The sequence below is a fragment of the Candidatus Poribacteria bacterium genome, assembly GCA_026702755.1.
Lineage (GTDB): Bacteria > Poribacteria > WGA-4E > WGA-4E > WGA-3G > WGA-3G.
In genome coordinates, this window is record JAPPBX010000069.1 from 44,578 (window position 1) to 65,343 (window position 20,766).

The 20,766-nt window shown below is 46.9% G+C and carries 17 protein-coding genes and 1 other RNA gene; 12 read left to right on the top strand and 6 right to left on the bottom strand.

Features of this window, described 5'->3' with window-relative positions; genetic code table 11:
- Nucleotides 1-41 precede the first annotated feature (41 nt).
- From OXH39_12630 to OXH39_12645, 4 genes are all read left to right on the top strand, one after another.
- Complete coding sequence (locus OXH39_12630; protein MCY3551298.1) at nucleotides 42-911, top strand: DUF3800 domain-containing protein; 870 nt, start codon at nucleotides 42-44, stop codon at nucleotides 909-911.
- A gap of 2 nt (nucleotides 912-913) precedes the next feature.
- The gene (locus tag OXH39_12635; protein MCY3551299.1) at nucleotides 914-2,491 is read left to right on the top strand and encodes a hydantoinase B/oxoprolinase family protein; all 1,578 of its coding nucleotides are present in this window, start codon (nucleotides 914-916) and stop codon (nucleotides 2,489-2,491) included.
- Nucleotides 2,492-2,698: 207 nt separating this feature from the next.
- Entirely contained in the window at nucleotides 2,699-3,613 is a 915-nt protein-coding gene (locus OXH39_12640) for a hypothetical protein (protein ID MCY3551300.1), read from the top strand.
- Between the two features lie 287 nt (nucleotides 3,614-3,900).
- Nucleotides 3,901-4,908: a hypothetical protein gene (locus tag OXH39_12645; GenBank protein ID MCY3551301.1), complete on the top strand. Its 1,008-nt coding sequence runs from the start codon at nucleotides 3,901-3,903 to the stop codon at nucleotides 4,906-4,908.
- A 64-nt stretch (nucleotides 4,909-4,972) separates the two neighbouring features.
- Here OXH39_12645 and rnpB read toward each other — a convergent pair.
- The 6 genes from rnpB to OXH39_12675 form a co-directional block, all read right to left on the bottom strand.
- Nucleotides 4,973-5,327: RNase P RNA component class A (gene rnpB, locus OXH39_12650), an RNA gene on the bottom strand.
- Between the two features lie 135 nt (nucleotides 5,328-5,462).
- Nucleotides 5,463-8,588, bottom strand: a complete 3,126-nt coding sequence (locus OXH39_12655; protein MCY3551302.1) for a vitamin B12-dependent ribonucleotide reductase — start codon at nucleotides 8,586-8,588, stop codon at nucleotides 5,463-5,465.
- A 111-nt stretch (nucleotides 8,589-8,699) separates the two neighbouring features.
- A complete protein-coding gene (gene tyrS / locus OXH39_12660; protein ID MCY3551303.1) occupies nucleotides 8,700-9,977 on the bottom strand; it encodes a tyrosine--tRNA ligase in 1,278 nt (425 codons plus the stop codon).
- A 277-nt stretch (nucleotides 9,978-10,254) separates the two neighbouring features.
- Nucleotides 10,255-10,833, bottom strand: coding sequence for a Uma2 family endonuclease (locus OXH39_12665; GenBank protein ID MCY3551304.1), 579 nt, complete (start codon nucleotides 10,831-10,833; stop codon nucleotides 10,255-10,257).
- Between the two features lie 86 nt (nucleotides 10,834-10,919).
- The gene (locus OXH39_12670; GenBank protein MCY3551305.1) at nucleotides 10,920-11,654 is read right to left on the bottom strand and encodes an RraA family protein; all 735 of its coding nucleotides are present in this window, start codon (nucleotides 11,652-11,654) and stop codon (nucleotides 10,920-10,922) included.
- Between the two features lie 148 nt (nucleotides 11,655-11,802).
- Entirely contained in the window at nucleotides 11,803-12,681 is an 879-nt protein-coding gene (locus OXH39_12675) for an aldolase/citrate lyase family protein (protein MCY3551306.1), read from the bottom strand.
- A gap of 244 nt (nucleotides 12,682-12,925) precedes the next feature.
- Between OXH39_12675 and OXH39_12680 the strand changes: the two genes are divergently transcribed.
- The 8 genes from OXH39_12680 to OXH39_12715 all read left to right on the top strand — a co-directional run bounded on the left by OXH39_12680 (nucleotide 12,926) and on the right by OXH39_12715 (nucleotide 20,499).
- Nucleotides 12,926-13,876, top strand: coding sequence for a zinc-binding alcohol dehydrogenase (locus OXH39_12680; GenBank protein MCY3551307.1), 951 nt, complete (start codon nucleotides 12,926-12,928; stop codon nucleotides 13,874-13,876).
- A 574-nt stretch (nucleotides 13,877-14,450) separates the two neighbouring features.
- Complete coding sequence (locus OXH39_12685) at nucleotides 14,451-14,996, top strand: RNA polymerase sigma factor (GenBank protein ID MCY3551308.1); 546 nt, start codon at nucleotides 14,451-14,453, stop codon at nucleotides 14,994-14,996.
- The gene (locus tag OXH39_12690; GenBank protein ID MCY3551309.1) at nucleotides 14,993-15,670 is read left to right on the top strand and encodes a zf-HC2 domain-containing protein; all 678 of its coding nucleotides are present in this window, start codon (nucleotides 14,993-14,995) and stop codon (nucleotides 15,668-15,670) included. The genes OXH39_12685 and OXH39_12690 overlap by 4 nt, the downstream gene beginning before the upstream one ends.
- Entirely contained in the window at nucleotides 15,667-16,353 is a 687-nt protein-coding gene (locus OXH39_12695; GenBank protein ID MCY3551310.1) for a DUF4252 domain-containing protein, read from the top strand. Before OXH39_12690 ends, OXH39_12695 begins: the two co-directional genes overlap by 4 nt.
- Before the next feature lie 51 nt (nucleotides 16,354-16,404).
- Nucleotides 16,405-17,784, top strand: coding sequence for a DUF5694 domain-containing protein (locus OXH39_12700; protein ID MCY3551311.1), 1,380 nt, complete (start codon nucleotides 16,405-16,407; stop codon nucleotides 17,782-17,784).
- A 109-nt stretch (nucleotides 17,785-17,893) separates the two neighbouring features.
- Nucleotides 17,894-18,061, top strand: a complete 168-nt coding sequence (locus OXH39_12705; GenBank protein MCY3551312.1) for a hypothetical protein — start codon at nucleotides 17,894-17,896, stop codon at nucleotides 18,059-18,061.
- A 13-nt stretch (nucleotides 18,062-18,074) separates the two neighbouring features.
- The gene (locus OXH39_12710; GenBank protein ID MCY3551313.1) at nucleotides 18,075-18,893 is read left to right on the top strand and encodes a hypothetical protein; all 819 of its coding nucleotides are present in this window, start codon (nucleotides 18,075-18,077) and stop codon (nucleotides 18,891-18,893) included.
- 352 nt (nucleotides 18,894-19,245) lie between these two features.
- Entirely contained in the window at nucleotides 19,246-20,499 is a 1,254-nt protein-coding gene (locus OXH39_12715; GenBank protein MCY3551314.1) for an ABC transporter permease, read from the top strand.
- Nucleotides 20,500-20,766: the final 267 nt, after the last annotated feature.

Consider the following 20,766-nt stretch of genomic DNA (forward strand, 5'->3'; position numbering starts at 1 on the left):
TGCCTTGAGAGTCCGACTCTACCTCCACTTCACATAAAAAAATGCAAACATGGTGTATCTATATAGATGAATCAGGAGTCAACGAAGATAACCCCGAATTCATTTATGCCGCTATTTGTGTTCCTTTTAATATCCAACAGGAATTCTTAAAGTCCTACTCCAAAATTGTCAATTCTTTGGTACCTATTTCCGGCAGCGAGATAAAATATAGCCCCCTTCTTAATGATTTCGATAGAAATTATCAAGAAAAAAGTGGCGAGATATGCCAGTCACTATTGGCGCGCTTTTTTAATATAGAAGGTGCCCAGATTATTCGGATAAAAGCGATAAGAAAACAGATGCGACTTGAAGGTGGTGACCTCCGTGCAGCTCTCTTTAAAAAAGCACTTGAGCTCAGCAAGCAGTCTTTACCACCTGATCACCAAGCAATGATTTTGCACGACGAATTAGACAACCGAAATCTACAGCGCGCACTGTTAGATACGTTTAATAACTTCAATAAAGACTTGCCTAAAGGTCTAAACTTTCAAAACTGTGTCTTTGTCCATTCTAATGAAAATCCGTTCATACAGTTTGCTGATTTCGTTGCTTCCATCTGCTACAGATATTATTACTTTCAGAAAACAGAATATAAGGATAAACAGTATTGTAAATCATTAGTAAATTCGCTATTTAACGCAATAGATGAACGCTCACCCCCTATTGTTGAACTCTCTGAACATAAGGTTGTTGAAGGCAACCCGAGAAGAGAGCACGCGTTACAACTCGCTTCAGAACACGGTATTGATATTACTACTGCTTACAATATAGTAGATAAGCGGATTACGCTTGTTGAAGTGTTGCGGCGAAAACAAGCTCAAACTTCCGCAGCTCATAAACGAAACGAAGATAAGCGCGAAATCCCCTCCTAACCATGAACACAGATCCTATCAAATTAGAACTTTATAAAAATATGTTGACCTCGGTTGCCGAGGAGATGGGCGTAACGCTACAACGCACCGCGTTCTCACCTAATATCAAAGAACGGCTCGATTTCTCATGTGCCGTTTTTGATGGTACCGGCAAAATGGTCGCACAAGCCGCACACATCCCCGTGCATCTCGGCTCTATGCCACTCTCGGTACTTGCGGCTATCGCACACACCGAAATGGCACCCGGCGACATGATCGCGCTTAATGACCCCTATCGCGGCGGCACACATCTGCCCGACATTACGCTCGTCGCGCCCATCTTCTCGGATGAAATTGGGAACGAATCGGAAAATAAACCCGTCTTCTTCGTCGCGAATCGTGCACATCACGCAGACGTAGGAGGAATGACACCCGGCTCAATGCCGATTGCAACGAGCGTAATTCAGGAGGGTATCAGGATTCCGCCTGTCAAGCTCATCCGAGGGGGCGAACTCGACACCGATCTTTGGGAACTAATCCTCGCGAATGTACGCACACCGGAAGAGCGCCGCGGCGATATGGAAGCACAACTCGCCGCGAACCGCGTCGGCGAACGTCGATTACAGGAGATGGTAGCCAAATACGGCTCAACAGAAATTACAGCATATATGCAGGAACTGTGCGCGTACGCCAGTCGGATGGTCCGGGCGCGCCTCCGAGAAATCCCAGATGGACGCTACACATACACCGATGTGCTTGATAACGACGGCATCACCGACAAACCTATTGAAATACAGGTCGCGATTGAGATCAAAGATGACACAGCATTAGTTGATTTCACTGGCACGGCAGAACAAGCACAAGGCTCAGTTAACGCGATTTACGCTATCACCCTCTCCGCAGTCTTTTATACCTTCCGATGTATCGCCGGGGCAGATGTCCCCGCCAATGCCGGGTGTTTGGAACCGATCCGAGTCATTGCGCCAGAGGGAAGCGTTGTAAACGCCAAGTTTCCAGCAGCAGTTGCGGGAGGCAACGTCGAGACATCACAGCGTATTGTTGATGTACTGCTTGGCGCATTAGCACAAGCCTGTCCAGATCAGATCCCCGCTGCCAGTTCAGGTACGATGAATAACCTCACAATCGGCGGCTATGATACCTCACGCAGAAAGGACTTCACCTACTACGAAACTATCGCAGGCGGGATGGGCGCACGTCCAAACCGAGACGGTATTGATGCCATCCATACGCACATGACCAACACAATGAACACTCCCATAGAGGCAATTGAAACGAACTACCCGATGCAAGTAACGACATACTCAATCCGACGTGGAACAGGCGGGGCAGGGAAATTTCAAGGGGGCGCAGGTGTCATTCGAGGATTGAGACTTTTAACAGAGGCGGAGGTTACGATCCTTTCAGAACGTCGAACGCGAGGTCCCTACGGTTTGCAAGGCGGAGAACCAGGACAACCAGGACGTAACGTCTTAATTTCTGGCGAAGTAGAACATCCGTTAGCCGGCAAGGTTTCCGTTTCTACGAGCGAAGGCGACGTTATTCGCATAGAGACACCCGGTGGCGGCGGATTTTCGTCTTAGCAATTAACGTTGTGAAAATAAAAGGGACATCTGTATAGAAATGCTGCGCGCAGGAAATAAAAAATAATTGGCATTTTTAAATTAAATATGTTATCATATATAACCTAAATAGTATTAATCAATGATATGAGAATGTTTTGATGCTGGAGCGACTTGGTGGAATCGCGATTTCCAGCAGCAAATAGGGAAAAACTATGGAGAGCGACAATGAAAAAACTGACGCAATCAGCATTTCAGAGAGCAAAGAACTTTATAATGGATCACGGGAGAGCGGTGGACCAAAGACGCTTTGAATTCCATTTTGAAGATGGACCCGCTGATGCCGTTCTTGCCGCGCTAACACCTTATCAGAACGCCGACGGTGGTTTCGCCCACAGTCTGGAACCTGACATCAGGACACCGTTCTCGTCTGCGATTGTGACCACAATAGGTTTCCAGATTCTCAGAGAAATTCAAGCACCTGCAAGTCACATATTGGTCCGGAAAGGAATTCAGTATTTCATCGCCACCTATGAGGAATCCCGACAAGTATGGCCCATCGTTCCCCCCGAAGTGGATGATGCACCTCACGCGCCTTGGTGGAATTATGAGAATAGTCCCGAAACTTTCGATCAATTTCTGGTCAACCCCCGCGTTGAGATTGTCGGATATTTGCATGAATTTAGCGATGGCGTGCCGACGAAATTGCTGACGACATTAACAACTGCTGTTTTGGAGCATCTGGATACCCTACCGGACGAAATGGAAATGCATGATTCCCTCTGTTTCGTAAGGCTCGCGGAAACGGAGGCTCTGCCGAAGAGGGACAAGGTCTGGGCAAAACTCGCTCGATCGGCAGCGCATAGTGTTGCCAGGACCCCGGAGCAGTTGACTGACTATGTTCTTAAACCTCTGTGGTTGGTGCCCTCCCCGGAATCCCCCTTAGCTGCTGGGCTCAAGGATGAAGTGGAGATGAACTTGGACTTTGAGATTGAACAGCAGGGCGAGGACGGCTCTTGGTCCCCGAATTTCTCATGGGGAGATCAATATCCAGAGGCGTGGCGAACTGCCAAACGGGAATGGCAATCGAGGTTCACGGTCGATACTTTGAAAACACTGAAAGATTTTGGTCGCATTGAGTAAATAGAACGATAAAGCGCAATGCACGCCTACATCCCCAACCTAAAGCATCGGGGCTTGGCGGGAAGATTGATAACCAATTATAGTAAAGTCCGAAAATATGTAGATAGGTTTTCAAGAAAGAAAACCCTCACCGCCGCTGGCGATGGAGTTTTTGCTTGGGTGTTTCCCCTAGTATCCTCGCCTTCCTGTAATGTTGAAATAATTGTGAACTTTACCATAAAAGAGAGATTTTCAAAGTTATGAATATTATCTGTACTGGAATTAGTTGTTCAGGCCGCAGAGAATTAATGGAGGAATTTGAGACGTTCTGTATCCAAAAGGAATTGAACATTGGTTTTTTCAACGTTGGCGATTTTATTCATTCTATCGCAGCGAAATCTGATGTCCATTTCACAGAAAAAGTTCTTGATTCGGATCCTGTCGTTCTATCATTAGCACGACGCAACGCTTTCTATGAAATTGCACGACGCGCCGAAGCCTATGAACACGCCATCATTGGGCTACACACCTGCTTTAGGTGGCGCGGCACCCTCATTGAGGGGTTTTCCTTTGAAGATATTGAAATTATACCGCCTGATCTCTTTATCAACGTCGTTGACAATATCACCGATATATCAGCACGGATGGAAGAAACGACACAATGGTCGGGGATGGGAAAGGCGACCCTTAATGTCTGGCTGGACGAGGAGGAGTTATTGACAAGGCAACTCGCAAAGTTTTCAAAAAAGCGGCATTACACTATTGTTAGACAACAGAAATTTGATGATTTTTATGAGTTACTCTTTTCTTCCAAACCGAAATTTTATCTTAGCTATCCTATTATGGTGTTGGAAGAAACCCCGGAGGAGATTCAGAAAATCCGTGAACTTGGCGAAAAATTACAGCATTCTTTTATTGTCTTTGACCCGCTTTCAATCCAAGATATGGAACTGATTGCCTCAGCAGAGAATAGGAGTGAAGGAAAACAGAGTATGCCAACGACTATAGGTGAGATGGATGAGTACGTGGATGTGGTTGAGCAGATTAAAACACGGACCATTTCTCGGGATTACCAGTTTATTCACCAAAGCGACTTTATGGTTGTCATCTATCCCACGGACAAATTGTCGCCCGGTGTTCTCAGTGAAATGAATTATGCTGCCCATCATAATAAGCCAGTGTATGCACTTTATACCGGAGCGAGAAGTATCTTCTTTGAAAAATTGTGTGAGCGTATCTTTGACACATTTGAGGAGTTGGTGGACTTTCTAAACATAACTTATCAAGCATCAGCCCCTCGTGAACGCGAAAAATGAACTTGAGCCTATCTCATATCTTACGTTACCGGTATAAGCTGCAATCGCTTGGGGTCAAACAAAAAACTTGAGTTGAGAATAAGCCGGATTCTGTATGTGATGATCATTCATCTGGGATGGATGTTACCATCCACCTCAAGCGGTTACCTGGGGACAAGACGGGCAATCTTTACGCGTCCCCCATTTACCTTGCTCCAGATGGGGTTTACCAAGCTCCATAAGTCACCTTACGGACTGGTGCGCTTTTACCGCACCGTTTCACCTGTACAACACCCTCGGGTATTGTAGTCTACTTTCTGTTGCACTTTCCATAGCGTCACCGCTCCTGGGGGTTACCCAGCATCCTGCCCTGCGGAGTCCGGACTTTCCTCATCCCGATCATAAAATTATGTTCGAGACGCGACCATCTACTCAACTCAAGCCTTCCTATTATACCCTATCTAACAACTTAAAGGCAATGAAATCGGAAAATGTTTCAGGGGGATTCAGTTTATCAAGAAAATAAAAGGCGCGCTTTGAAAGCGCGCCTATAATTTATTTATTCAAACCAGAAATTAGGAGCATCCACTCGTCGCACCACAGTTCGTGCAGCGATAGCAGACACCACTTCTGAGCATGAGTGCACCACACTCAAGACACGGCGGTGCATCCGCATGTTGCAGCGCAATCCGCTTCTCATGTGCCACCCAGGAGTCAGTCTCACCGTTACTCCCATGTCCATACGGATGAAGTTCCTCAGGAGGCACCATCTCTTCATCCATATCTATCATGTTGGCACCTACCTGCTGCGGCTCCTGAGAAAGAAACTGTGTACCAAGCCACCGGAAAACGTAATCTATAATCGACTTCGCCATCGGAATATCAGGGTTAGCCGTAAAGCCTGACGGCTCAAACCGGACATGACTGAACTTATTGACGAGCGATTCTAACGGGACACCGTACTGCAATGCAATAGAGGTGAGGACCGCAACAGAATCCATCAGCCCAGAAACGGCTGTGCCTTCTTTGCTCATACGGAGGAAGACTTCTCCAGGGCTACCATCTTCATAAAATCCAACATGAATATAACCCTCATGACCACCAACGCTAAATTTATGCGTGAGAGAAGGACGCGTATCTGAGAGACGCTTCCTGATCGGACGTTCAACAGCAGTATCAGTAATAGCCTCATCCGTTTCACTTTCCGCATCCTGTTGGCTTCGAGTTGAAAGCGGTTGGCTGCCTTTGCTGCCGTCCCGATAAACGGCGAGGCATTTGACCCCACGCCGCCACGCTTCCACGTATAAAGTCTTGATGTCCTCTACCTTTGCGTCGTGCGGGACGTTGACGGTCTTGGAGATAGCACCGGAGATAAAGGGTTGCACAGCCGCCATCATTTTCAAGGGGCCCATGTGGTTTATATAACGAGTTCCATGCTTACCACACTGGACAGCGCAATCGAAAACCGGATAGTGCATCGGTGAAAGATGGGGTGCGCCCTCAACGGTGCCTGTTCCACAGATAACCTCTTCAGCCATACTAATCTCATCTTCGTCAAATCCGAGTGTAGAAAGCAGGTCAAAACTCGGATCCGCCGCTTCTTCCTCAGTTATACCTAACCGTTCAAGGCACTCTTCACCAAGGAAACCGGGGGCAAAGGCGAGATTTAAGTCAAATGCACTCGGCAGCATCTCCGCAACACGAGCAATATCTTCCTGTGTGAACCCTTTCCGTTTCAACGTGTCCAGATTGATATGCGGTGTCCCTTCAAAAGTACCTGTCCCAACAATGTACGTAATAATTGCCTCAGTCTGCTGGAGCGTGTAATCCAAGTTTTGCAGGGCATCGCGAACACTCTGGTTGACAATCTTCATGTATCCGCCGCCAGCCAACTTCTTGAATTTGACAAGGGCAAACTCTGGTTCGATTCCCGTTGTATCACAATCCATCAAGAAGGAGATCGTTCCTGTCGGAGCAATAACACTAATTTGGGAATTTCGATACCCCGTCTGTTCACCTTTCTCAAGACAGCGATCCCAATCCGCCTTTGCCGCGTCTAACAGGTCGGACGGACACGCCGCTGGATCAATGCTGTAGGCAGCATCGCGGTGCAGCCGCATAACGTCCAACATCGAGTCCTCATTTTTCGCGTAGCCATTAAAAGCCCCGATGCTCTCAGCGATCTCCGCACTTGTGTGATATCCGTGCCCGCTCAGAATAGCAGTAATAGCACCCGCATAAGCAAACGCCTGTTCGCTGTCGTAAGGGATACCTAAACGCATCAAGAGTGCACCCAAATTAGCATAACCGAGCCCAAGCGGACGATAGTCGTGAGAACGTCTCGCTATATTGCCTGTTGGATAAGAAGAGAGATCCACTATGATTTCCATCGCAGTAGCAAATATCCGAACAGTGGCGCGAAAGGCATCAATATCAAAGTTGTTATCATCTTTCAAGAATTTGGCGAGGTTAATGCTTGCAAGGTTGCAGGCAGAATCGTCTAAGAAGAGGTATTCACTACACGGGTTACTCGCATTAATCGGACCCGTGTTTTTACACGTATGCCACTTCTGAATCGTGCTATCAAATTGAACACCAGGATCCGCGCATGCCCACGCCGCATAAGCGATCTTTTCCATCAGTGTCCTGGCATCATACTCATCGGCGACTTCGCCACTCGTTCGATACGTGGTCTTCCAAGAGTCTCCCTGTAGGTAGGCATTCATGAAGTCATCAGGAATCCGGACAGAGTTATTACTATTCTGCCCACTGATTGTGCTGTACGCCTCACCATTGAAGTCCGCAGGATATCCCGCGGCAATAAGTGCCTTCGCTTTATCCTCTTCCTTCAACTTCCAATCAATGTAGTCGGCGATCTCTGGGTGATCCATATCAAGGATAACCATTTTGGCTGCTCGCCTCGTGGTGCCACCGGATTTGATACTGCCTGCCCACCGATCAAAACCTTCAAGGAAGGAAAGTACCCCTGAACTCTCACCGCCGCCAGAGAGGAGTTCTCCCTTCGCCCGAACTTTACTGAAGTTAGAACCCGTACCACTCCCGTATTTAAAGAGTCGCACTTCAGCCTTCTGAAGTTCAAGCATGGAGTCCAAGGAGTCGTCAACGCTTTGAATGAAACAGGCGGAATTTTGCGGATGTTGATATGCATTGGTAGTGACTTCGACTTTTTCTGCGTCTCGGTCCCAATAGTAGTTACCACCGCCCCCCTCAATATTATATTCGTGCCACAAACCGCAGTTAAACCAGACAGGCGAGTTGAAGGCACCGCGCTGTGTGACGAGGATATGCGTCAATTCCATCTCAAACGTCTGCGCGTCTTCGGAACTTGCGAAATAGCCCCCGAGTTCTTCTCCCGCGCGACGCAGCGTACGCGCAACACGGGTAACCAACTGACGAACGCTATCCTCCGATTCTACACCGGGGACCCCAGCCTTACGGAAATATTTTGATGCCGCAATATCCGTCGCGAGTTGCGTCCAGTTCACTGGCACTTCAACCTGGTCCTGTTTAAAGATGACATCACCCTTCTCATTGTAAATGACCGCGTCGCGGCGTTCCCACTCCAACAAATCATAAGGATGAACGCCGGGCGTGGTAAAATAGGGTGTGAAAGTGAGTCCCATCCGATCACCTCCGGAGGTTGTCCCTTCATCAACCCCTTTCGGATTATCAACCGTCATATCATACCTCTCTGGTTAGTGGCGCACCGCAAAAAGTGCACCCATGAAAACCTGTTATGATGATGCGCGCTTCGCACCGCGCCTATTATTTAAAGATACTCTTAGTTATGATTAATTTTCTTTGAGAACAATCCGATGATAACGTTTCTTGCCAGCACGGAGGAGCAGCGCATTGTCTTCAAGTAGGTCGCTACCAACAACCATATCTATCGAACGGTACTGCTTTTCGTTGATGTAGGCACCGCCCTGTTGAACAAGCCGTCGCGCTTCGCTCCGCGAATTCGCCAATCCAATTTCATGAAACAACGTCATGATTGGAATACCGCCATCAAGCCGTTCCGCTGCGATAACCGATGTCGGTATCTCAGCCTCATCAAGGTTACCGCCACCAAACGCAGCGCGCGACGCTGCTTGTGCTTTATCTGCCTCTGCCTTTCCGTGTGCAAGTTGTGTAGCCTCATACGCGAGGACCTCTTTTGCTTCCCGAATCGCTTCATCTTCCAAGCCGCTGAGTCGTCGGATCTCATCCATCGGAAGAAAGGTAAAATACGCTAAAAATCGGGAAACATCTCGGTCATCTACGTTGATCCAGTACTGATAAAATTCATACGGCGATGTCCGCTCAGCATCCAGCCAAACTGCGCCACCTGCAGTTTTTCCCATCTTCGCTCCGTTCGCTGTCGTGAGCAGTGGAAAAGTGACCGCGTAAACCCGTTCGCTTTCAATCCGGCGGACAAGACCGACACCAGCAAGGATATTGCCCCACTGATCGTCCCCACCGAGCTGAAGTTGACACCCATATTCACGAAAAAGATATAAATAGTCGTAGGCTTGGAGTAGTTGATAGTTAAATTCAAGGAATGAGAGACCGAGTTCGCGGTCAAGTCGTTGTTTATAACCTTCAGCACGGATCATCTCATTGACTCGAAAGTGTTTACCAATGTCACGTAGAAATTCGATGTAATTTATAGAAAGCAGCCAATCAGCGTTGTTGAAGAAACCACCCACTCTCGACGGAACCTGTGAGTTTTCGGAACTTGTGAGTGTATTATCAAGATTTAAGTAGCGTTGCAGCTGGGCAAGAATATCCTTGCCGTTTGCCGAAATTTGTTCTTGCGACAACATTGGACGCATTTCGGTCTTATCAGTCGGATCACCTATCATGGTTGTGCCGCCACCGATGATTGCGATCGGCTTATGCCCTGCACGCTGTAGGTGTGCCATCGCCATTATCGGGACAAGACTCCCAACATGCAAACTCGATGCTGTCGGATCAAAACCGACGTAGTAGGTAACCTGCTTTCCTGCTAACAAGCGCGCGACCTGTTTAGCGTCTGTGACCTGTTTGATAAAGCCTCGTTCGTTCAGGGCTTCAAAAACGTTGTCCATTTTTTGTCCTGTTTCAATTTAGATTTTTTTCGGTTTTATTAAAGGAATTCGATCAGCGTGGTTCTCATCTCAATCCGGACCTACGAGCAGTTTCCACACCGAACACACAAGAGATACAATGGGGAATTTAATAGAAAATTTATGCTTGCAACCTGATACAAAAATTGAGGATAAGGATTTCTTACCGAAATATCCTTAGTCAATATTATATGGAATTTTTGTAGCTCTGACAAGTAATTTTTATCTTACACTTTTGACGTTTTTTTAATTTTTGAGATTAACCCAAAGCGACCTCAACGCGTCTGTAGATATCTTGCAAACGGAGTTCGCAGCCTACAGAGCGCAGCGACAGCACATCTTCAAGTTCCGCGAATTCGGTCTGTAGCCATTCATTCTCTTGACGACGATAATGTTCAACGTAAACTTTGTCTTGGGAGATGAGAATGTAATCTTTTAGGGAAGTAATTTGCTGATAATGCTCAAATTTCTCACCTTTATCATAAGTTTCAGTTGAGGGTGAAAGTACCTCCACTATGACAGTCGGATTGAGGAGCGTGTCAAAAATATTATCCTCAGGAACGGGTTCGCCGCAAACAACGACAACATCCGGGTAAAAGTAGGAGTCTATTTCGGTAACCTTCACCCGCATATCACTGGTGGCGACCCGACACTCACCATCCATCAACTGAATGTTAAGATGAGTTGCTATATTCACCGTGATGAAATTATGCGCGAAACTTGCCCCGGACATGGCGACTATCTGTCCATCCAGGTATTCGTGTTTCGTAGTCGCCTTGCGCTCAAAAGCGAGGTATTCTTCAGGTGTCAGATACGTTTGTGCTGCAACAGACGACATGCCTCCCTCCATAAATCTTGCTTCAGATGCCTAAACGGGTTGAAGCAGAGCCAGTTCCAAGATTCAAACCAGCTGAAAAAACAGAGCTATTCCTCATCATCCTCTGCATAAGAATGCCCACCGAAGATTGCACGGACCTGTTTCGCTGTCTTCGGACCTGAAAGCAGCTTCCCAATCCGATCACCCTCCTCTTCGAGTAGTGCCTTGACATTCGTGAGCACCGCCTCCAGTTTGTCCGCTGGAAACTTGCATGCACCGTTTTCATCCATGTGGATAATCTCACCCGGCGCGACATCCATCCCCGCTATTGAGACCGGCACATTGACAGATTGAACCGCCATCGCCCCGTGTCCAGGTGTGATGCCGCTTAACAGATACTGGAACTCCATTGGTCGGATTTCGTCGATATCGCGTGACGGACCATTTGAGATCGCTCCGAGGCAGCCTATTGACTTCATTGCTGCTGTCATGTTGCCACCCGCTAAGCCGACTTTATTTTTCAATTCGGGTGGAAACTTCTGCTCAAATGCAAAGATTGTCGGTTGCTTGGAGGCACCTAACGCATCAATGACATCCATAAACGAAAGCTCAGAATAGTTCGGATCGGGTACACCGTAAACGCACGTCACTGCATATCCAGCGATGGCACCGAGTTCAGGGTACATACACCGGATAGTGGTATCTGTGTACCAATTTTCCGTCCACGGATTGTAAAGTCCAAGGCAGAGAGGATTCCCCGGATAGGTAGCAACCACATTCGTAATCGAAGGCGTATCATATTTGCGCAATTCTGCCAACATTTCCTGTTCTGTTAATGCCATTTTTCTAATTTTCCTTGCGGTTAAACGACGTGCGTTTGGACTTTTAGGTGCGTTCCTTATATCCGCTCTCCATTACATTACGACCTACAGGTTTGGGACTAAGGAACACCTCTTAACTGAAAACTGATAACTGAAAACTGAAAACCACTTAGACAGGCATTGTCCGACCGGCGTATGCCCGTCCGATGCGTGCAGCTTCTTCGCCGCCACCGGTGATCCGCACACCAGCGTCAATGCTCGCCTCAATTGTATCAGGGGACGCGCTCTCCAAAAATTTAATACCAGTCGCTTTGCATGCTGCAAAGACGCGATTTCGAGCATCTTCTAATTCCTGTGGACGTGGGCTTGGCGGATTTTTATAGCCGAACGAAAAACTCATATCACCAGGTCCCCACTCCGCAAAACCAATTCCGGGAACCTGCGCGGTGATTTCAACGTTCGCCAATGCACGCTTATTTTCAAATTTGAGACCCAACAGGAGTTCGCCATCTGGATTCAACGGCCACGGATCGGCAACATCCAGGTATTCGTTAGCGGAAATGCCCCATATAGGTGCAGCGGAGCCTTGCCCTGCAGAGCCGCGCCTCCCCACATCTAATTGGGTGCCAACACCGATTGTCTGGAACGGATAGCGACACGCCTCAACAAATGCTTTAACCGCCTCTGGAGATTCGGCATGACAAAGCAGTAAGCCGTGCACACCGCGCGCGAGGAGTTGCCGCATCTGCCAACCGTTGGCACGAATTACATCCGCGCTGATGCCATCCACCGGTAATTCAACAATGACAGCTGGGGTCTTGTGTCCGCTATTGGTGGGACCACCATCAGCAAGACCACGCATGAAACTATCCAATCCGGAGAGATCGAAACTCCCGTGCTCCATGCCGACATTGATATAGTCTGCCCAAGTTTTTGCCATCGCGCGGCCCGCGTCATAGTTCAGCTCCGCGCCTGTGTGACTGCCGGTATAGAAAACAGGCAGGTCATCTGCTAACAATTCAATCGCTTTATTAACGCGTTTCGGCATTACGGATTCTCCTTCTAATTTGCAGTATATAACGTGCAATACATGAAAAACGGTTTCGAGTATTTTCGATTTTGCCCTTTAAAAAGTTTATAGAAAATGCAACAATCTGTCAATATAATTTTTTAAGAAACCGCCCGTGATGAAAATCAAAAATCTTGAAATTCCTTGACAAATCAGGGGATATTGGATAGATTAAAAAAACGAACTACACATTAAAAAACTTCTTTAAGGAGTGGTCAGTATTGTGAGAGCACTTGTCGTTAAATCCCTACCAGATAAACGGCGCGAAAAGGTTGTTGTCAACGATTGGAAAGAGCCAGCATCGCCTAACCGGAACGAGGTACTGTGTCAAGCCGTATTTACGGGACTTACCAACGGTACGGAACGGAATCAACTGATCGGTGGTAACTATTCAACCTCCGATGATCGGCTACCAACTACCGATGGATACCAGAACGTAGGCAGAGTTATTGAGATAGGACCGGATGTAACAAAACTTCAGATTGGCGATCTCATCTATGCCAGTGTGAACCATGTGGAACGGTTCACCATCCCAGAAGACGGACTCCTGCTAAAATTGCCAGAAGACGTTGACCCAGGTGAGGCTGCCCTCTTCGGTATTTCTGGTGTCGCAATGCACTGTTGTCGGCGCGTCAATCCGCGCATCGGAGAAAAAGTACTTATTGTTGGACAGGGCTGCATCGGCATGTTCGCGGCACAGATCATCTACGCTATGGGTGCCCGCGTCACCGTCTGTGACATCGAAGAATCCCGACTCGAACAGATTCGTCAATTGGGTGTCGCCGAACATGTCCTTAATACAAGTAACGACGGTTGGCAGGAACAGATTCAAGACGGAGAATTTGATGCCGTGATGGATTTCGCGGGTGTTCCAGAGATGGTCACACCGATGATCTACGCGTGTAAAACCCGTGGCAGACTCCTCTTAGTCGCCGGACGGTTCGATGTCAATTACACCTTTAATGTCGGGCAAGGTAAAGAGATCTGCATCCTCCAGTGCAGCCATTTTACGTGTGATGATTTGGAAAACCTCTGTCGGCTGCTCCGTCAAGGTTCTGTCAAGATTGCACCGTTGATTCGACATCGGGTGAACGTCGATGAAGCACCACAGATATATAATTTGCTCCGCGATGAACCGATGCGTTTGTTAGGCACCGTATTTCAATGGGAATAAAAACGGTGTGGTTTTGCGGTGTACCATAACTGTCAATTTTAGAAAACCTGCGTTGTAACGGTGTAGGTTGGGTTGAACGGGCAGGACCAAACGCTAACAACTCAAAGAAAACCTATGTTTGGGTAGGATATCCTCCATCGCAGAGATGCCGAGTGAAACCCAACGTTTTTCTGTGTGCTTTCTTGAGATGTAAAGGTATAAAGTTGGGTTTCGCTGGATTGTTGAGTGGAGATAAGGCAAGGTCGGATTTCAGGCGTATTTGGACCACCATATTCCGCTTTTCGGTTCCGCTCAACCCAACCTACGGGACTCCCGGACTAAAGGAAGCCCATTGAAAAAACGTTTAAAATCCGCGTAATCCGCGCCATCCGCGTAATCCGCGATTCAGACAATTAAACATTATTAAATTCTTAATCTTCATATAATCCCGCCAATCTTTAGGTGTCCAATTACCCGAAGTTATCTACAAACAGCCCTACTTAAACCCCTCTGAAAATTTTAAATGAAAAAAAAGTGCAACTTTTTTGCAACTCGTTTGTAGTAACGACAACCTCAAAATGCGCGGAGTTGAAAAATGACAGAAGATAAATTTCTTGAGCTTGTCCATAAACACAAGTCTCAAATTTATCAACACACCCTCTATCTACTCAAAAATCGAGAAGATGCAGAGGATATAACACAAGAGACATTCATCAAGGCGTGGGAACACCGTTCCAAATTGCGTCCGAAGACCGCACGTTCATGGATGCTAAAATGTGCACAGAACCTCTGTTTCAATCTGCTAAAGCGACACAAATTTCAGGTGCATTTAACAGAAACAGACGATACAGACGTTGGAACAGAACTCGAAACTTTAATGAATGCACATTCTGATCGGTCAAATCCGACACCAGATGAAATTGTGATTGAGCAAGAACTCAAAGAGTCCGTACATTGTGCCATTAAAAAATTGCCGCCAGATATGCGCTCAGTGATAATTATGCGGGAATTGAACGGCATGAGTTTCAAAGAGATTGCAGAAGTCTTAGAACAACCCGAAGGTACTGTGAAATCAACAGCATTTCGTGCTCGCAAGAAATTGCGGGAACTACTGCATCCTTACTGGAGAAATGACGAATGAACCAATTTACCTCCCATCAAGAGCCAACTTGTACGGAAGTTCAGGATACCTTAGAAGCGTATCTTGACAATGAATTGGATGCAGACACATACGCGACAGTAGAAGCACACATCGCATCCTGTTCAATGTGTCAGGATGAAGTTCGCTTCGCTCAAGCAATTAGTGGAGCATTACATGAACTTCCGAAACCAGAGCCACCGCCGGAAATCTTCAACGCGGTTGAGGCTTACGTTCGCGCGCATCCCAACAAGGAACCAAAGTGGCTAAATCGGATATTCCAACTGTTCACCTTCTCGGGTGATTTAACTTCGGTACTCACTCGTGCAGGTGCGTTGGCGTGCCTCATCGGAATCGCTCTGTTTGGTACCTATCAATACCAACAGCACCTGAAAGTGCAACAAGCCTCACGTGACTTGGCTTATGCGCTTGGTAAGTTGAATTACGCCGTGGAGCGAACAGGTAACGTCGTCAGCGAAAAACTCCCAGATGTACAGATTAATGAGGCATCAGGTCGTCCTTTGGCGCAGATCGAAAAAGCCTCTCGCAGTGCTTTGAAACAGAAAAACAGTATTTCATCAGCACTTCACCGAGGTCTGGATAGCCTTCACAGTTTCCCTCAGAACACTTTAGGTCCAGAACATCAACGCTCACAGCAAAAAGGAGAAACCCCATGAAAAAATCCACCCTTACAGCCCTTTTAATAGGTATAGCCTTTTTAATAGCCTGCTGTTTCTTCACAAACGGGCACGCCCTGAACAACGACGTAACAGAGACAGTCCGTGGTAAAATAGAAATGAATCTGCCAGATTCCCCTGTCCCCAAAGTTGAAATTAACTTGGATAAGAGTCTCTTGGACCTCTTTATCAGTTTCGGTATCGCAAGCAACCCGAAACTTGCCGGAGATAAATCGGTAGATTTGTCGGAATATGCGACGTATACCGAAATGCTAAAAGGTGCCTCCATCCGGACCTACGATAAAGAGACGAAAGACCTCAACCGGATAGTCGACCATTATCGTGGCATACTTGAAAACGAGAAGTGGGAACATCTCGTCAAAATCAGGGACAAATTCAATCTCAGTCTGCTCTACGACGAAAAACCGGGCATACTGCACGGTATCTTCGTTATGTTCACAGATGACGGAAATTCAAACTTCGTAAATATCTATGGAGAGATCGACTTTCAGAAACTCGGTACGCTATTTGGACAACTTCTGGAATCTAATTCGGAAGAGGCGATCTCTAAAGCGGTTCGCAGTTGGACAAACGCCTCCGTGCCTCAACAGTGGGTAGCAAGAATTAACTCCGAAAAGCTGGACAGTGCCCCGAAACCAGAAACCACAACAACCGACCGCTAAAGTCCCGTAGGGGCGGGGTTTCCCCGCCCGTCATCAAAAGGAGTAAAACCCATGAAACTGCAAAAGCACCTTATACGACTGTTCACACTGCTGTTTTTAGTCTTATCGTTGGCACTGACGCATTCAGCAGTTGCACAACAGGACAAACCCGATAAAAAAGGACTCATCCTCTTCGATTTCCCAGAGCCGCTTGAGGCAAAAGTCGAGGTTAACTTAACCGCAAAACTCATCAATTTAGTCACCAAATCGGTGAGCAATCAACCAGAGGTCGTCGAGTTGATTCAGATGTTAGACGGCATCTATGTCCGTACCTACGATAGAACGACTATTGATGAGAAGAAATTAGTTAACTATTTCAAGGATAAACTCAAAAAGGATGAGTGGGAGGTCCTTGTCAAGATTGAGGAAAAAAGTGAAACGGTGGAAATCAACCTACTGTTTGACGAAGAGAAAGTTTACGGGATTTTCGCTATCATCATCCCGAAAAGGTCTGGAGAAGCCACCTTTGTCAACATCGTCGGAGAGATCGCACCAGAGCGCATTGAGGAGTTGCTCGGAAATCTAAGCAATTTCGGTGCGATAGACATCGATTTTGGAGACAAATTGAAGGGGCAATGGAAAAGAGAAGACCCGCGAGAGAAAGCGATAGTCATGATTCTCGGTAGTGCATTTTTCACAAATCCGGGAATCAATAGATTCAACTATAGAATGGATGATGTCCTCGCTCCGGAACGCCAAAGCGAAATGGCACAACTGATATCTCAAATTAAAGCGTTTAATCCTACCAAGATAGCTGTTTATGCGGACGACAGCTATGATGCGGAGCTTAACGCAAACTATCAAAACTACTTGGAAGGCACCTACGAACGCACACGGCGGCTGGAGGACCAAATCGGCTTTCCATTAGCACAACAGATGGGACACCCGAAACTTTACTGTGTTGCTGACTGGCCCGAACACAGGCCGATTATTGATGAAATCGATCGGAGTTTAATGGACTACGACGCGTTCGCGGAAGCACACAATCAGGCATATCTCCTACCGAGCATATCTTCGAGCGATGAAAAAGTTCGGCAGAGTGCAGATGGCACACTCTGGGTCGAACGTGTGGGATACGAACCTCTAATTGATATGTATATCCGGATTAACGAGCCTGAAGAACTCCGCGCCGGCCATCAATTATACCTGCGCACCGCACGCATTGGACTCAAAGACCAATACCCGGGTGCGAATTGGGTTTCACATTGGTGGTATGCGCATAATCTCAAGAATTTCGTGAACATCACCCGAATCACTGAGTCTACCGATGATCGCATTCTGCTGATTATTGGTGCTGGACATGTCTATCTGATTCAGCAGTTCCTTGAGGATTCGGGAGATTACATCGTCGAAAGTCCGCTGCAATACTTAAATCCAACAGCAACCAATTGATAAACTCCAAGTTTGCGACAGCGTTAGCGGACATAAAACAGGAATGCGCTGAGACATCGAGACCCTGAAACGAAGGCAGTGTCTCAGTGTAGAACGGAGAAACACGCACATGAAACCCACAGTCATGGTTCTCGGCACTTATCACATGGCAAATCCAGGGGCGGACGCTGTTAACTTTGAGGCGGATGAGGTCTTGGCTCCTAAAAGACAGCGCGAACTACAACAACTCGTTGAACAGCTCGCGCGATTTAATCCGACCAAGATAACCATTGAGTAGGAGGACTCACAATATGGGCACAAAACAGGTACAAACCAACGAATTCCCAAAGCATCCTTTTCCACAGAAACGTCCAGACGTAAAAATTGTTGAGAGCGACGATCGGATCTCTGAAGTTAACTGTTCGGAACTTCAATGGTGGTTTGCTGTTCCAGAGATGGGTGAACCCCACTTCCGGGCTGAGTATGATGCCAATACACTGGAACTCGACGTAATTGTAGAAATGACCCCTACCGCATCCGCGACAATTCGGGGCATCAATTGCGTAGAACTCCGAGTCGAAGAATGGTTGGTACCAAGGGACTGGCCCCCAGGGGGTGTTCCAGATCTGATGTATGCAACGATTGACGATACCTATACAAGATGGATTTCCGTTGTTGATACAATAGATGGGAAAAGGGTATCCAACACAATAGGAGATGATGGGTTTGAAGAGCAGTGGGGTGGTCCCGCGCAACGTCGGATCGTAGACGATGGTCGTTACCAACTTCAAGCTGATGGTTCGTACAAAATTACCGACGGTCAGGGGTTCGGAGCAGGCACATACGATGTGACAATCGGTGAAAATACTTTTCACTGTCTCCGCGTCTTAGATGTTGACATTTCCGACCCACACGGCGGTGAACTTGCGGAGGTTTTTGTTGAAAGCAGTAATGGACGCACAGTTTTCTTCAGACGCTATGACGGTCGCTACTTACGAGGACATGATTTGGTGGCCAAATATCCAAACAATCGCCGTATTGTCATCAATGATGTCGTCTATGTCCACAGCGATTGCAGCGGATGGTCACACGATCAGTTGACATCTTTCTCTCTGCGCCCAATCTCTTAATTGGAGGTCCATCACGGATGAACCATTCAGTCAAAGCAGAACAGGGCTTTTGAGCAAGTAAAACTTACGTAAATTTTCCACCTGTAGACGCGGTTTTATGAAGATTAAAAATTCAGTTCAGTGATGTGTAGTGTTAATTTTTAGAATTGGGTTTCTGTAAAAAGCGAATCTCTTAATTTTTTCCACTATGCACCTATTCTTCCTCAAAATCGCACCCTTAATTATTAGGACTTACGCAATTTTCTAATGAGGCCCTACGACCCGCATACCATTGGCGAGGTTTAAAACCTCGTCAGCAAAGGGAGCTGCGTAAGTCCTGGTTTAAACAGGCATTGTAATGAGGGGCAGAGAAATGAAACTGTACGAAGGAATTTCAACAGGACTCGTTGCCATTTTTCAGGAAAAAATGCGTTCGGCGTTAACAATGTTGGGTATCATCATTGGGATTGCTGCCGTCCTCGCAATGCTCGCTATCGGCGATGGTGCGAAGCGCATCGTCATGCAAGAGTTTGAAAAGTTTGGCGGTCATTTTTTCGTCCGTCGGAATCCGTGGATCTGGCGCGGCGACCGCGTATTTCCAAACCGCAGCGGTGAACACCTGAAATACGAAGATGTTTTAACTATTGAAGCCGAATGTCCGTCTGTTGCATCCGTGATACCGAGTATTAGTAATGAAGTACTCGCACAAGCTGAAGGTGGTGCGACAAAATGGACAGAGTATAATGGTGTCAATTCTTATTTTCCGATAGGGATGCAGTGGCAGATTCAACAGGGACGTTTCTTTTCGGAGGATGAATTCAGCAACCGTAGAAAAGTCTGTGTACTCGGTAGAGAAGTCGCAGTTGAACTGTTCGGAAACCAAAATCCGATCGGCACAGAAATCAGACTCTCACTGCAAGGTGGAAGACCCGACCGATTTCGCATCACCGGCGTTATGGCTGAACGCGGCACAAGCCTTCAATACGGATTCAGCTGGGACGATGTCGTGTTCATACCTCTAACCACCGCACAAGACAGATTCAAAGGCAAACGCCACGTCAATTATATCAACATCAGAGCAGTAGACAACGATTCCATCGAAAAAGCCGCTGAAGAAGTGACAGCCGTTCTAAGAAAACGACATCGCAATCAAGACGACTTCTTTGATATTAGTTTTGCGACTGCAGCTGTAAAAGAACTGGATAAAATCAGCCGCATCATCAAAATCATGCTTAGCAGCATTGCCGGGTTTTCACTGTTTGTAGGCAGTGTCGGAATTATGAACATGATGTTGGTTTCAGTGAACCAACGCACCCGTGAGATTGGTATCCGTCGAGCTATTGGCGCGAAACGGCGGGATATTTTCTCGCAGTTTTTGATTGAGGGGGTTGTGATGTGTGGTATCGGAGGCTTATTGGGTATTGGACTTGGCATAGGGATTGGATATGCCTGTTCAAACATCGCCGTCAAAATCGTTAAGGTTGTTCCGCAATGGCCCGTCGTGATCTCACCACAATGGATGGCAGTTTCTGTTAGCATTTCAGCGTGCATTGGTATTGCTTTTGGGCTTTATCCGGCTGTGAGAGCCTCACAAATCTCACCAATTGAGGCATTGAGAACAGAATAAGACCAAATTTCACATCGAATTCTGTTCACCTGCAACTATTGTCGTCAAGCAATATTCAATAATAACTTTCAGGTTTTTCAGAAGATTGGAAAACAAGAAAATATGGAACAAACCCTCGTGTTGCTTGCGTCCACACTGCCTATCTTCCAATCCATAGGTAGACCAAAACTGGAATTTTAAGCCTGAATATTGCTCAAGCAATATTAAATAATCTGATATTTATCAGAGTTATCAAGGAGGCAGTAATCATCAAGAGATGACAGGTAT

What these genes read in the sequence shown, in the direction of transcription:
- OXH39_12630 (MCY3551298.1), top strand. Translation starts at nt 42, where the DNA reads ATGCAAACATGGTGTATCTATATAGATGAATCAGGAGTCAACGAAGAT.
- OXH39_12710 (MCY3551313.1), top strand. Translation starts at nt 18,075, where the DNA reads ATGGGCACAAAACAGGTACAAACCAACGAATTCCCAAAGCATCCTTTT.
- OXH39_12705 (MCY3551312.1), top strand. Translation starts at nt 17,894, where the DNA reads ATGAAACCCACAGTCATGGTTCTCGGCACTTATCACATGGCAAATCCA.
- OXH39_12685 (MCY3551308.1), top strand. Translation starts at nt 14,451, where the DNA reads ATGACAGAAGATAAATTTCTTGAGCTTGTCCATAAACACAAGTCTCAA.
- OXH39_12690 (MCY3551309.1), top strand. Translation starts at nt 14,993, where the DNA reads ATGAACCAATTTACCTCCCATCAAGAGCCAACTTGTACGGAAGTTCAG.
- OXH39_12665 (MCY3551304.1), bottom strand. Translation starts at nt 10,833, where the DNA reads ATGTCGTCTGTTGCAGCACAAACGTATCTGACACCTGAAGAATACCTC.
- OXH39_12640 (MCY3551300.1), top strand. Translation starts at nt 2,699, where the DNA reads ATGAAAAAACTGACGCAATCAGCATTTCAGAGAGCAAAGAACTTTATA.
- OXH39_12695 (MCY3551310.1), top strand. Translation starts at nt 15,667, where the DNA reads ATGAAAAAATCCACCCTTACAGCCCTTTTAATAGGTATAGCCTTTTTA.
- OXH39_12700 (MCY3551311.1), top strand. Translation starts at nt 16,405, where the DNA reads ATGAAACTGCAAAAGCACCTTATACGACTGTTCACACTGCTGTTTTTA.
- tyrS (MCY3551303.1), bottom strand. Translation starts at nt 9,977, where the DNA reads ATGGACAACGTTTTTGAAGCCCTGAACGAACGAGGCTTTATCAAACAG.
- OXH39_12670 (MCY3551305.1), bottom strand. Translation starts at nt 11,654, where the DNA reads ATGGCATTAACAGAACAGGAAATGTTGGCAGAATTGCGCAAATATGAT.
- OXH39_12645 (MCY3551301.1), top strand. Translation starts at nt 3,901, where the DNA reads ATGGAGGAATTTGAGACGTTCTGTATCCAAAAGGAATTGAACATTGGT.
- OXH39_12635 (MCY3551299.1), top strand. Translation starts at nt 914, where the DNA reads ATGAACACAGATCCTATCAAATTAGAACTTTATAAAAATATGTTGACC.
- OXH39_12675 (MCY3551306.1), bottom strand. Translation starts at nt 12,681, where the DNA reads ATGCCGAAACGCGTTAATAAAGCGATTGAATTGTTAGCAGATGACCTG.
- OXH39_12655 (MCY3551302.1), bottom strand. Translation starts at nt 8,588, where the DNA reads ATGACGGTTGATAATCCGAAAGGGGTTGATGAAGGGACAACCTCCGGA.
- OXH39_12715 (MCY3551314.1), top strand. Translation starts at nt 19,246, where the DNA reads ATGAAACTGTACGAAGGAATTTCAACAGGACTCGTTGCCATTTTTCAG.